13 protein-coding genes are annotated in these 11,714 nt (G+C 68.6%); 3 read left to right on the forward strand and 10 right to left on the reverse strand.

Annotation, left to right across the window (positions count from 1 at the left end):
• The first annotated feature begins 34 nt into the window (after positions 1–34).
• Positions 35–838: a DUF2382 domain-containing protein gene (locus DMC64_RS28675; RefSeq protein WP_125736044.1), complete on the forward strand. Its 804-nt coding sequence runs from the start codon at positions 35–37 to the stop codon at positions 836–838.
• A gap of 21 nt (positions 839–859) precedes the next feature.
• Here the strand turns inward: DMC64_RS28675 and DMC64_RS28680 are convergent, their stop codons facing one another.
• From DMC64_RS28680 to DMC64_RS28720, 8 genes are all read right to left on the reverse strand, one after another.
• Positions 860–2,527, reverse strand: a complete 1,668-nt coding sequence (locus DMC64_RS28680; protein ID WP_125736045.1) for a serine/threonine-protein kinase — start codon at positions 2,525–2,527, stop codon at positions 860–862.
• Entirely contained in the window at positions 2,524–3,312 is a 789-nt protein-coding gene (locus DMC64_RS28685) for a hypothetical protein (RefSeq protein ID WP_125736046.1), read from the reverse strand. The genes DMC64_RS28680 and DMC64_RS28685 overlap by 4 nt, the downstream gene beginning before the upstream one ends.
• 171 nt (positions 3,313–3,483) lie before the next feature.
• Positions 3,484–4,146, reverse strand: a complete 663-nt coding sequence (locus DMC64_RS28690; RefSeq protein ID WP_233629850.1) for a hypothetical protein — start codon at positions 4,144–4,146, stop codon at positions 3,484–3,486.
• A 143-nt stretch (positions 4,147–4,289) separates the two neighbouring features.
• Complete coding sequence (locus tag DMC64_RS28700) at positions 4,290–4,727, reverse strand: response regulator (RefSeq protein WP_038512078.1); 438 nt, start codon at positions 4,725–4,727, stop codon at positions 4,290–4,292.
• Positions 4,724–6,250 carry an ATP-binding protein gene (locus tag DMC64_RS28705; RefSeq protein ID WP_125736047.1) on the reverse strand — a complete coding sequence of 509 codons (1,527 nt, stop codon included), beginning with the start codon at positions 6,248–6,250 and terminating at the stop codon, positions 4,724–4,726. The genes DMC64_RS28700 and DMC64_RS28705 overlap by 4 nt, the downstream gene beginning before the upstream one ends.
• Complete coding sequence (locus tag DMC64_RS28710) at positions 6,247–7,470, reverse strand: PP2C family protein-serine/threonine phosphatase (RefSeq protein ID WP_125736048.1); 1,224 nt, start codon at positions 7,468–7,470, stop codon at positions 6,247–6,249. The genes DMC64_RS28705 and DMC64_RS28710 overlap by 4 nt, the downstream gene beginning before the upstream one ends.
• Before the next feature lie 256 nt (positions 7,471–7,726).
• Positions 7,727–8,710 (reverse strand): TerC/Alx family metal homeostasis membrane protein, encoded by a 984-nt coding sequence (locus tag DMC64_RS28715; protein ID WP_125736049.1) that lies wholly within the window; start codon positions 8,708–8,710, stop codon positions 7,727–7,729.
• 159 nt (positions 8,711–8,869) lie between these two features.
• Positions 8,870–9,673 carry an LLM class flavin-dependent oxidoreductase gene (locus DMC64_RS28720; RefSeq protein ID WP_125736050.1) on the reverse strand — a complete coding sequence of 268 codons (804 nt, stop codon included), beginning with the start codon at positions 9,671–9,673 and terminating at the stop codon, positions 8,870–8,872.
• Between the two features lie 136 nt (positions 9,674–9,809).
• On the opposite strand from DMC64_RS28720, the gene DMC64_RS28725 reads away from it, so the two are divergent.
• Together DMC64_RS28725 and DMC64_RS28730 are read left to right on the forward strand one after the other, a co-directional pair.
• Complete coding sequence (locus tag DMC64_RS28725) at positions 9,810–10,364, forward strand: hypothetical protein (RefSeq protein ID WP_125736051.1); 555 nt, start codon at positions 9,810–9,812, stop codon at positions 10,362–10,364.
• Between the two features lie 122 nt (positions 10,365–10,486).
• The gene (locus tag DMC64_RS28730; RefSeq protein ID WP_125736052.1) at positions 10,487–10,927 is read left to right on the forward strand and encodes an SRPBCC domain-containing protein; all 441 of its coding nucleotides are present in this window, start codon (positions 10,487–10,489) and stop codon (positions 10,925–10,927) included.
• Here DMC64_RS28730 and DMC64_RS28735 read toward each other — a convergent pair.
• Both DMC64_RS28735 and DMC64_RS28740 read right to left on the reverse strand, forming a co-directional pair.
• Entirely contained in the window at positions 10,893–11,324 is a 432-nt protein-coding gene (locus DMC64_RS28735) for a MarR family winged helix-turn-helix transcriptional regulator (protein WP_125736053.1), read from the reverse strand. The genes DMC64_RS28730 and DMC64_RS28735 overlap by 35 nt on opposite strands.
• Positions 11,321–11,695, reverse strand: coding sequence for a hypothetical protein (locus DMC64_RS28740; protein WP_125736054.1), 375 nt, complete (start codon positions 11,693–11,695; stop codon positions 11,321–11,323). The genes DMC64_RS28735 and DMC64_RS28740 overlap by 4 nt, the downstream gene beginning before the upstream one ends.
• Positions 11,696–11,714 lie beyond the last annotated feature (19 nt).

The raw sequence follows: 11,714 nt of genomic DNA on the forward strand, positions 1-11,714 counted from the left end.
TTCTCAGCAGCATCTTTCGAGAGGAGCAGGACCGATGGCGAAGACCATGCAGCCGCAGGAACTCATCGACAGTGCCGTGGTCGACCCGACCGGCAACAAGCTCGGGAAGGTGGGCAACGTCTACCTCGCCGACGCGACGCGCCAGCCGGAATGGATCACCGTCAAAACGGGCCTGTTCGGCACCAAGGAGAGTTTCGTCCCGCTCTCGGGAGCGCACGCCGACAAGGAAGGCGTGCACGTCCGCGTCGACAAGGACGCGGTCACCGACGCGCCCCGGATCGAGGCCGACGGCCACTTGTCCGCGGAGGAGAGCGCGCAGCTGTACCGGCATTACGGGCTCCCGATGCCGCGGACGTCGCCGGACGGCCGGATGGACGACCGGACGCAGGGCCGGGGCGACACCGGCCGCGACAAGGCGGGCATGGACCCGGGCACGCGTGCGGATTCCGGCCGGAAGGACCGGGACGCCGAGCGCACGATGACGCGGTCCGAGGAACGGCTGAACGTCGGCACCGAGCAGGTCGAGACCGGCCATGTCCGGCTGCGCAAGTACGTCGTCACCGAGGAGCAGCAGGTCACCGTCCCGGTCAGCCACGAGGAGGTCCGGATCGAACGGGAGCCGATCACGAAGCCGGGCGGTGAGCGGGCCGAGATCGCCGAGGACGAACAGGAAGTCGTGCTGCACGCCGAGAAACCGGTGGTGGACAAGGAAACCGTCGCGGTCGAGCGGGCGAGGCTCAAGACCGAGACCGTCACCGAGGACCAGACGATCTCGGGCAAGGTCCGCAAGGAGCAGTTCGAGGTCACCGACGACGAGGGCAAGCACCGCAAGTCGTGACCGGGAGCGGGCCGCCCGGGTTCAGCGCATGCGCCGGACGCAGGCGGCCGCGACCACGAAACCGGTCGCCACGGCACCCACGATCGCGCAACCGACGCCGAAGAGGACCGCGGGCTCGTGCACTCTCAGCACCGAGACGCACAGCCACGCCGTCGCGCCGAACAGCAGGCCGAGCACCGGCCCGCCGACGAGCGCGCCCCGCCAGCGGTGTCCATTGCGGATGGTCCGCAGCCCGGATTCCAAGTACGCCAAGGCGAACAGGGCGAGGATCAGGCTGCCCGCGCCGAGCGCGCTCGCGAGCGGATGCTGTTCGGTGACGACGGTGAAGGTCCGCGGCACGCCGTCCGCGGTCAGGGTCGCGGTGACGGCGCCGCCGGCGATCCACCGGGTGAGACCGGGAAAGGCGAGATCGGCACGGAAGCCCTCGCCCTCGGGTTTCGGGACCGCCGACGCGGAACCGAGCGGGATCCCGGCGGCGGAAAGGGCGAGGGTGACCTGGCCGGGGTTCCCCTCCCCCGTCACCGCGAACGTCTTGCTGAGGTCGAGGGGCGCCGACGAGGCCGCGACGCCGTCGATCTTCAGCGTCGTGGCCTCGTGCGGCAACCGTTCCGGCGTGAGCAGGGTGAGCACCACGAGCACGATCGCGGCGACGGCCGCGGCCAGCCGGAACCAGAGCACCGAGCCCGGACGTTTCCCCGGTTCGAGTTCCGCGCGGGTCGCCGACAGCGTCGGATCCGGTGCGGGACGCCGGACCGGCCGGGTCGGCCCGTCTCCGGCGGGCACCGCCGCGCCGATCGCGGAGATCACTCTCGGGGTGAGATGCCGCACCGGCACGCGAGAGCGTTCGAGCCAGCCCGGCCCGTACACGGCGGTGGCGGCGGAGGCGAGGTCGGCGGCGAAGGTCTCCGCGTCGCGGTACCTGGAGTCGAGTTCGCGCGAAAGGCTGCGCATGACGACCCCGGCGAGCGGTGACGGCACGCCGTCGATCGGGCGCGGATCGGTGAACATGTGCTGGCGCATCATGCTGATCGCGCCACGGGTGTTGTCGAACGGCAGCTTCCCGGACAGCAGTTCGTAGAGCACCGTGCCCGCCGAGTAGACGTCCGCCGCCGGGCTCAGCGCGTTGCCCATCGCCTGCTCGGGCGCGATGTAGGCGGGTGTGCCGAGGACTTCGCCGCCGTGCGTGACAAGGGTGGCACCCTCGCTGATCACCTTCGCGATGCCGAAGTCGGCCACCTTCATCACGCCTTGCGTGGTGAAGAGCAGGTTCTTCGGTTTGACGTCGAGATGCAGCACGCCCGCTTCGTGCGCCGCGTGGAGCCCGGCGAGCATCGCCAGCCCGATCGCGCAGGCCTGTTCCCCGCCGATCTCGCCACTGTGGAACCGGCTGTGCACCGTGCCGCCGTCGAGCCGTTCCATCACCATCAGATGCTCACGGCCGGTGCGCACGTAGTCGTACACGGGCACGATGTGCGGATGGTCGAGGCTGGCCAGCACGCGCGCTTCGCGGTCGAAGAGCTCGCTGCTGACGGCGTGGTTCAGCACGTCCCATGGCAGCTGTTTGATGGCGACGTCGCGCCGCAGCGAACGGTGGACGCCGGCGAAGACGACCCCCATCCCGCCCTGGCCGATCGCGGGCCCGATCTCGTACTGCGGCAGCGCGGCGACGACCTCGGCGGGTGCGCTCATCGGTTGAATTCCTTGGTGCCGTCGGGAAAGCGGACCGTCTCGTCGCCGCCGGGGCCCGGCGCGGGATGCGGGGTCAGGTAGCCGAGCAGGAACGCGATCACGGCGGCACCGAGGACCACCGGGATCTCGATCGCCGGCTCCGGCGGGACGAGCCGCAGCACCGACAGCGAGACGACGGCGACGAGCCCGGTGCCGAATCCGGCAGGCAGGAAACGCAGGCCGCGCCGCCACCGGTTGGCGGGAAGTCGGTGGCGGGCGAGCGCGAGCAGGGCGGTCAGCCACGCCAACACGGTCAGCACGAGCATCGCGAGCCCGAAAGCGCCGTAGACGGACCAGAAGGATCCGCGGATGTCCGCCACGGTGGTCGCCTCGCCGAGCGTGCCGCGCTGCGCGTCGAGCAGTTCGACCGTCGACGGGAGCAGCCCGATCGCCTGACCGGAGAGATCCGCCATGTCCAGCACGAAGGTCCTGGTGACCCGGCTGTGCGCGGGGACCTCGAACGGCGCCGTGGTGTCGTAGGCGAAGAAGGTCAGGGCCAGCGCCACCCCGGAAACCCGGACGCTGCGGACCTTGACCGAGGTCCCACCACTGTTGGTGGCCGTGACGGTGAGCTCGACCTGTTTCGCCGGGTCGATCATGACCGTGGCGTTGGCGATCGGCCGGTCGTCGAGGGTGACCGCCAGGTCGAGCCTGCCGTCGAGGACATCGTCCGCATCGGCCGGTGGTGAGCCCAAGAGGACCGCGCACAGCCCCAACGCAACCCCTGCCGCGATGACACGTCCCATTTTGCGCATCCCCTGTTTTCCTCGGCCGACTGGTCCGGAATGCTACAGCGAGTACTTACAGGAGAGGGACGTCCCAATGCGTATCGTGGTTCGCCTGATATTCGGCACCGTGACCGGGTTGTTGTTCCTGCTTTCCCAGGTGGGGACGGGAAACGCGCAGCAGTCCCCTTATCAGTCCACGGTTGGTTTGAAACCTTCGAGCGGACCCGCCGGGAGTTCTTTCACCATTTCCTGGAATTTCTCCCCGTGCAAAGGACCTATTTCTTTCACGTGGGAAGGAACGGCCATCACGTCGGTCGGTGCCCCCAGCGGACAGGTCGGGGCGACCGTTCCGGGCAACGCGACACCCGGTGGCCACACCGTCACCGGCACCTGCACGAACGCACGGACCGGCGGGCCGCTGACCGGGAACGCGACCTTCCGCGTGACCGGGACCGTGACCACGGCGCCGCCGACGACGAAGGTGCCTCCGACGACGAAGCCGTCGGTCCCGGTGACCACCCCGACCAGACCGGGAACGACCACCACGCCGACCACTCCGGTCACCACGACGACGCCGCCGCCGACCACGACGCCACCGTCCACAACGGACACTCCCCCGCCGCCGACGGACGTCCCGTCGACGAGCACCACCCCGCCGGGCCCGAACGACCTGGTCCTCGACCGGCCGAGCGTGCAGCCCGGCGACGCGCTGTCCGCGACGGGCAAGGGCTGCATCCCCGGCGAGCGCGTCACGCGACGTCGGACGGAGAACGCGTCGGTGGCGCCTACGCCGACGGCACCGGCGCCTTCACCGCGGCCGTCGAGTTCACCCGGATCGAGGCGGGCAGGCACACCGTCGTCGCGGACTGCGGCGTGCGGCTGACCGGCGCCGTCGAGCAGGTGGTGACCAGTTCATCCGGCGGGCACAGCGGCACCCTGGTGGTGCTGGTGTTCTTCGTGCTGGCCGGGATCACCGTGATCCGTTTCCCCTGAGCTCAGCGGGGAAGCTTCACCACGGTGACGAAGAAGTTGTCGATCTGGCGTACCACGTCGATGAACCGGTCGAAGTCGACCGGCTTGGTGACATAGGCGTTGGCGTGCAGGTCGTAGCTGCGGAGGATGTCCTCTTCGGCCTCGGAGGTGGTGAGCACGACGACCGGGATGGTGCGCAGCTCCGGCGACGCCTTGACCTCGCTGAGCACCTCGCGGCCGTCCTTGCGGGGCAGGTTCAGGTCGAGCAGGATCAGCCCCGGACGTTCCGCGTCCTCGAACGGCGCTTCCCTGCGCAGGAACTGCAAGGCCTGCTCGCCGTCGGAGACGACCGAGAGGGTGTTGCGGATCTTGTGGTGCTCGAACGCCTCCTGCGTCATGAGGACGTCGCCGGGGTCGTCTTCGACGAGCAGGATGTGGATCGGCTCCAAGGACTCGGTCATGCTTGCTCGTTTCCTTCGTCGGGGTTCTGGGTCGCGGGCAGGGTGAAGCAGAACCGGGTCCCCGACGGCACACTGGTGTCGAGCCAGATCCTCCCGCCGTGGTGTTCGACGATCTTGCGGCACAGGGCCAGCCCGATCCCCGTACCCGGGTATTCGCCGCGGCCGTGCAGCCGCTGGAAGATCACGAAGATCCGCTCGGCGTACTCGTCGCTGATGCCGATCCCGTTGTCGGTGACGGAGAACCGCCAGTCCTCGCCGTCCCGCTCCGCGGAGATCTCGATCTCCGGCGGCTCCTCGCCGCGGAACTTGATCGCGTTGCCGACGAGGTTCTGGAAGACCGCCGTCAGCAGGGATTTCTCCCCGTGTACAGCGGGAAGCTCGCCGTGGGTGACCCGGGCGCCGGACTCGGCGACCGCGTCTTCGAGGTTGCCCAGCGCGGCGTCCAGCAGGTCTCCGGACTCCAGCAGGACACTTTCCCCCGGGCGGCGACCGACGCGGGAGAAGGCGAGCAGATCGTTGATCAGCGCCTGCATCCGTTTCGCGCCGTCGACGGCGAAACCGATGTACTGGTCCCCGCGTTCGTCCAGTTTTCCCTGGTACCGCTTCTGGAGCAGCTGGCAGAAACTGGCCACCTTGCGCAGCGGCTCCTGGAGGTCGTGCGACGCGACGTAGGCGAACTGCTCCAGGTCCGAGTTCGACCGCTCCAGCTCACGGGTCCGGGTCACGATCAGTTCCTGCGCCCGCTCCAGCAGCGCGACCTCGTCGAGGATCCGCGAGCGCAGCGACTCCACATCGGACGCCAGCTCCCGCATCTCCTTCGGACCGGAGCCGCGGACCTCGCGATGGACGTCGGTCTGCGCGACATCCCGGACCTCGGTGGCCAGCTGACGGATCGGCTTGATCAGTTTCCGGTGCAGGACAAGGAAGACCAGCGCGAACGCGGCACAGAGCAGCACAGCGATCACGATGAGCATGGCCCGCAGGACCTCGGCGGCGGCCGACAGGTCTTCCCGCGCGTCCAGCCGGTCGGCCTCCAGGCGGTTCTGCAACACGCTCAGGGCCGCGCGGACCTGGTCGAACAGCGGTTTGCTCGCGTCCACCTGTGCGCCGGTGGCCGGTGCCCCGGCGAGCACGGGTTCGATGACCGTGTTCCGCCACGTCGCGGCGGCGCTCAGCACCCGGTCCAGATCGGCACCGATCGCGGTACCGGAGACTGCACCGAGCCGCCGCAACTCGGCGACGGCCGCGTCCTGGGCCCTCAGTCCGTCCCGGTACGGCTCCAGGAACTCGGGACGTCCGGCCAGGATGTAGCCGCGGACACCGGTCTCCTGGTTCAGCATCGCCGTCGAGAGCGAGGTGGACTGCAGCACCTGCGGACCGGTGACGTCCAGCAGCCTGGCGCGCGAATCGGTGAGGTTCGTCAAGGCCAGGGCGCCGGCCACGATCGCGCTCCCGAGCAGCAGACCGGCGATCACCCCGGACAACACCGCCCAGCGGCTGATCGACCAAACGGGCTTCGTCACGACTGCTCACCGGAATCGAACGTGAGCAACGCCAGCGCGACGTCGTCGTCCAGCGGACCGCCGTGCAGGACGTCCATCTCGCTGATCAGATGATCGAGCGCCGCGGCGGAACCACCCTCGGCGTCCAGGCTGTTCAGCGCGGCGGCGGCCATCCGTTCGAGCCCGACCCGTTCGCCGCTGCCTTCGACCCGTCCTTCGAAAAGGCCGTCGGTGTACAGCAGCAGTGACCATCGCGGTCCCATCGGCACCGTCAGCTCTCGCCATCCCGCACCCGGCGCCACGCCGAGCGGCGGGCCGAGTTTTTCCCTGGACAGCAGCCTGCCGCCCGAGTCGTCGACCAAAAGCGGCTGCGGATGCCCGGCCAGTGCCATCTTCAGCGAGCGGCGGTCCGGAGCGACCGTGATCATGCAGACGGTGGCGAACAGCGGCCCCAATGCCTCGTGCCGCAGCATTTCCTCCACCAACGCCAGTGTTCCCGCCATCGGCAGCCCGGCGAGCACGACCGAACGCCACGCGATCCGCAGCGCGACACCGAGCGCCGCTTCGTCCGGACCGTGTCCGCACACGTCCCCGATGACCAGCTGCAGGGTGCCGTCGGGGAGTTCGACGGCGTCGTAGAAGTCGCCGCCCAGCAAGGCCCCGTTCCGGCCGGGCCGGTATCGCACCGCGAGCCCGAGCCGGGGATCGGTCACCAGCGGGGTCGGCAGCAGGCCGCGTTCGAGGCGCGCGTTCTCCCTCGCCAGCAACTGATGCTGCAGGAGTTGCTGCTCGATGCGTTCGGCACGGCTGCGTTCCCAGGAATACCGGAGGGTCCGCGCCAGAAGCCTGCCGTCGACATGCTGTTTGACCAGGTAGTCCTGGGCACCCGCGCCCAGCGCCGCCACCCCGGTGGCCTCGTCCTCCTGGCCGGTCAGGACGATCACCGCAGTCGACGGCGCGTGCTGCCGGAGCCTGGTCAGACCGGTCAGGCCCGTCGCGTCCGGAAGCTGGAGATCCAGGAGCACACAGTCGGCGGTGATCGGCCGCGCAAGTGCCCGTTGGAGCGTCGTCACCCTGTCGAGGACGACCTGCTCCAGGTTTTCGACGGCGTCCGCGAGCATCTCTTCGACCAGGAGCGCGTCGCCGTCGTCGTCCTCGACCAGCAGGACATGCAACCGGGTCGGCTGAGTGGAAGGTCTACGGGGCGGGGACTGCTCGCCGTGACGCACGGCGTTGGACACGGACAGCCACCTTTCCTCACCGGCTTTTCCGGCGTGCGAACAGAAGACGGCTGTCTTCTCAACCACCGGGAGCGTACCGGCCGTACGGGACATGCCGCCGGTGCGGACCACCGACACGCCAGGTTTCCCACGGTCAGGGACCGCGTGGCGGCCGGGGCGGACGCATCGCCGCACCCACCAGGACCAGCGCGGCCAGGAAGAGGGCGGCGACCGCCAGATCGATCAGGAAGCCGACGACGAGTCCGGTGATCATCGCTCACTCCTGAGCCGTCCGGGCGGCTTCGCGACGGCGTGCGTACAGGCTGGTGAACGAGACCGTGACGAGGACGGCGATGATCACGCCCAGCGAGGCCGGGGTCGGGACCTGCGGCACCGACGGCCAGATCCCGTGAGCCCAGTGCAGGACCAGCTTCACGCCGATGAAGGCGAGGATGATCGCGAGGCCGTGGTTCAGGTGGACCAGCTTCGCGAGCGCCGAGTGGAGCACGAAGTACAAGGCACGCAAGCCCATCAGGGCGAAGGCGTTGGTGGCGAACACGAGGTACGGGTCTTCGGTGATGCCGTACACGGCGGGCACGGAATCGACCGCGAACACCACGTCGGTCGCGAAGACCGCGACGACCACGACCGCCAGCGGGGTGAGCGCGCGGCGTCCGTGTTCACGCACGGTCAGCCGGGTGCCGCGGTAGTCGTCCGTGACCGGCATCAGCTTGCGCAGCAACCGGACCGACCGCAGCTGCGAAAGGTCCAGCTCGCTCTGACCGCCGGACATGGCCTCGCGCAGGATCTTGACCGCCGAAGCGAACAGGATGACGCCGAAGACGAGGAACGCCCAGGTTCCCGCCGAAAGCATGGCGGCACCGGCCGCGATGAACACGCCGCGGAGCACCAGCGCGCCCACGATGCCGTACAGCAGCACACGTTGCTGCACCTCGGCCGGGACCGCGAAGGCGGCGAGCAGCAGCATGAAGACGAACAGGTTGTCGACCGACAGGGATTTCTCGACGACGAACCCGGTCATGAACTCGAGCGCCTGACCGCCGCCGAACTCGAGCCACAACCAGAGCCCGAACACCACCGGAAGCGCCAGGTAGAAGACCGACCAGCCGGCGGCCTCGCGCATCGAAACCTCGTGCGGACGCCGGGTCACCGCGAAATCGGCGACGAGCAGTGCCAGCAGCACGGCGATGCTGATCGCCCACAACGCCGGCGATCCCACGGTTGCCACGGACTCGGGCATGGAGCCTCCTCGAACTCGAAGTTCGAGGTCTCCTTCACCCCGGTGGGGCGGCCTCCCGGGGACATCGGCGGGATGTCCGTACTGACCGGGCAGGCTCTTGGGAAGTACTCCCCTCGTCGGTCCAGTATCGCATTTAGTAAAGAGATATTAAAGCGGGGGTCAAGCCGGACCCTCCCGCAAGACGCCGCGCACCGCGTCGACGGACAGGTCGTCCCAGGGGAATTCGGCCATCCACCAGGTCGCGCCCGCCCGTTCATAGGGCGCGAGATCCGTGCCCGCGGGCACCCCGATGGCGAAGTCGTACGGCCTCTCGTCGCCTTCGCGCAGCGCCGTGATCGTCTCGACCGCCTCGGCGAACTCGTCCGCGTGCGGCAGGTTCACCGGGAAGAACCCGTCGTACCGCGCGGCCCGGCGCATCGGCTTCGTCTTCCCCGGGAAACCGGCCAGCCACACGGGTACCGGACGCGCGGGACGAGGCAGGAAGGTGATGTCGTCGACCGTGTAGTGCACGCCGTGGTGCCGAACGGGCTCGCCGGACCAGGCAGCGGTGAGGATCTCGAGCGACTCGTCGAGCATCTCTGCGCGCTTGCGATCGTCCGGTTCGTCGCCGGTCCTCGAGAACTCCTCGCCGAAACGGTCGCTGCCGAGCCCCGCGCCGAGGATCAGCCGTCCGCCGCCCAACCGGTCCAACGTGGCCGTCTCGCGGGCGAGCTTGACCGGACGGCGGCGGGCCAGCGGCGTGACCATCGGGCCGAAGGCGAGATTCTCGGTGGCGGACGCGACGGCGGCGAGGGTGATCCACGGATCGGCGATCGCGCGCACCGGCTCGCGCCAGCGGACGTGGTCCCAGACGAACAAGCCGTGCCAGCCCGCTTCTTCGGCTTCGGCGGCGAGACGCGCGACGATCACCGGGTCGGCCAGGTCGTCGAAAATCGGCAGCCAGAGTGCTGAGCGCAGAGTCATGCCTGCGACCGTACGGACCGGCACCGACAGTCGGGGCGGTTTCCGACTCTTGGGGGTCGCGAGTCATCCTCGACGGACCAGGCGACGGCTAATCGTCGGGTGCCACCGAGATCGCCGATCCGGGTATCTTGAACCGATGTGGCTACCGTTCGTCACCGCTGCCGTCGGCTCGTTCTTCGGCTCCGTCGGCGGATTCCTCTCCGCACTGACGATGGCGAGAAGAGCCGAGCGGTACAAGACCACCACAGACCTGATGAACGAGTATTTTTCCATCGACTTCACGCATCACCGCGAGTCGCTTTTCCAGACGGGACGCCGACTGGTCGCCGGCGATGTGGACGTTGACGACATCGCTCTCGGCTTCTGGTTTCCCGGAGGCCTTTGCTACATCGGAGAAACCTATGCGTCACTCACGGAACATCAACATCTGACCGTCTATATCGGCTATATGGTGAGGCTCGCCGATTCAGTCAGCAGACGGCGAGTTGACTTGACGACCCTTCAAAACGGCCTTGGGACCGAACTGCTTTGGGAATACGGTCTAGTGAGCAAGGTGGCCCACGCGGCCACAAGGCAAGCTGACGAGGCCGGCGCGCCGGCACCCAGCTGGCCAGATTCGGTCAAGACGGTCCATGACTCCGTCTTGGCACCAAGGATCGCCAAGCAGCACCGGAATCGCCAGGAGAAGTGACCACCCTTGCTCGCCTGATACAGGTGGTGCGCGCAGCGATCGGCCCAGGTTGACAACCCCACTAGAGTTCAACCAGGGCATTGATTAACCTCTCGGTTGAATAACTGCGGAAGAGAACCACGATGACCGACCTGACGATCACCCGTCTCCTCGACGCGCCGCGCGAGCTCGTCTTCCGCGTGTGGACCGATCCGGACCATCTCGCCCGGTGGTGGGGCCCGGCCGGCTTCACCAGCAAGTCCTGCACCGTCAACCTCACCGAGGGCGGCAAGTGGCGCACCTGCATCAGCGACGGCGAGACCGTGCTGTGGATGTCAGGCGTCTACCACGAGATCGTCCCGCCGGAGCGGCTCGTCTTCAGCTTCGCCTGGGAGGAGCCGGAAGGCTTCCGCGGGCACGACACGCTCGTCACGGTCGACTTCTCCGACCTCGACGGCAAGACGGAAATGTCGTTCCACCAAGCGATCTTCGAGACCGTGGCGGAGCGCGACAGTCACGTCGAAGGCTGGCAGTCCTGCTTCGGCCGCCTCACGGAGCATGTAGCAGATGTGAGCGGTCGATGAGATCGCTCATGGCCCGCCGAAACTCGCTTCGCCGCTTCTCGCTCCATCCGTCGGTGAGCTGATCGAAAACCTGTTCCTGCCAGCGGTGGGCCTGGTCGAGCATGGCCCGGCCCGCCGCCGTCAGCGAAACCTCGCGACGGCGCCCATCGCTCCGCGAGGCCTCCATGGCCAGATGCCCCGCCTCGATCGCGGCCTTGACCAGCCGAGACGCGCCGCTCTGGTCGAGGCCGATCTCGACGGCGATCGCGTTCACCGTCGTCCCGGCCCCGCGCTCGGCGAGGGAGTGGGCCGCCTCGCAGACGAGGACGAGACGCCCCTGATCGGCGACGGCCGCCGTCCGGCGCGACCAGTGCCGGACGAAGGCGAACAGCGCCTGACCAGGACCTGGGGCGCTCATTCGGTCGCCGCCATCTCGCGGCAGAGGTACGCCAGTTCGAGCGCCGACTTCAGATCGGGCAGCCGGAGCGCCGCGGTGACCTTGCCGCCACCCACCCGGAACACGGTCGCCACCCGCGTCGGCCCCGCGCTTTCGGGCCAGGTCGCGTCCTCCTCCACCACCATCAGGCGATCGCTGACGGGATGCCACGATCGCGGTTTCAGCCTGATCCCCGACCGATCCACCCAGTCGGCGAACTGCGCGGACGTGATCGGCCCGGCGCCTTTCGGCCCGAGGACCACGACGGGATCCCCGACCGCGGCCGCCGATCGCCTCAGGTCGCCTGCGTTGACGCTCTCGTGCCACTCGTTGATCGCCATCTCGAGTTCCATGGCTCAACTATATGCGAAA

It is taken from the genome of Amycolatopsis sp. WAC 04197 (genome assembly GCF_003947475.1).
In the GTDB taxonomy this organism is placed as follows: Bacteria; Actinomycetota; Actinomycetes; order Mycobacteriales; family Pseudonocardiaceae; genus Amycolatopsis; species Amycolatopsis japonica.

What these genes read in the sequence shown, in the direction of transcription:
- DMC64_RS28675 (WP_125736044.1), top strand. Translation starts at nt 35, where the DNA reads ATGGCGAAGACCATGCAGCCGCAGGAACTCATCGACAGTGCCGTGGTC.
- DMC64_RS28680 (WP_125736045.1), bottom strand. Translation starts at nt 2,527, where the DNA reads ATGAGCGCACCCGCCGAGGTCGTCGCCGCGCTGCCGCAGTACGAGATC.
- DMC64_RS28685 (WP_125736046.1), bottom strand. Translation starts at nt 3,312, where the DNA reads ATGGGACGTGTCATCGCGGCAGGGGTTGCGTTGGGGCTGTGCGCGGTC.
- DMC64_RS28700 (WP_038512078.1), bottom strand. Translation starts at nt 4,727, where the DNA reads ATGACCGAGTCCTTGGAGCCGATCCACATCCTGCTCGTCGAAGACGAC.
- DMC64_RS28715 (WP_125736049.1), bottom strand. Translation starts at nt 8,710, where the DNA reads ATGCCCGAGTCCGTGGCAACCGTGGGATCGCCGGCGTTGTGGGCGATC.
- DMC64_RS28720 (WP_125736050.1), bottom strand. Translation starts at nt 9,673, where the DNA reads ATGACTCTGCGCTCAGCACTCTGGCTGCCGATTTTCGACGACCTGGCC.
- DMC64_RS28725 (WP_125736051.1), top strand. Translation starts at nt 9,810, where the DNA reads ATGTGGCTACCGTTCGTCACCGCTGCCGTCGGCTCGTTCTTCGGCTCC.
- DMC64_RS28730 (WP_125736052.1), top strand. Translation starts at nt 10,487, where the DNA reads ATGACCGACCTGACGATCACCCGTCTCCTCGACGCGCCGCGCGAGCTC.
- DMC64_RS28735 (WP_125736053.1), bottom strand. Translation starts at nt 11,324, where the DNA reads ATGAGCGCCCCAGGTCCTGGTCAGGCGCTGTTCGCCTTCGTCCGGCAC.
- DMC64_RS28740 (WP_125736054.1), bottom strand. Translation starts at nt 11,695, where the DNA reads ATGGAACTCGAGATGGCGATCAACGAGTGGCACGAGAGCGTCAACGCA.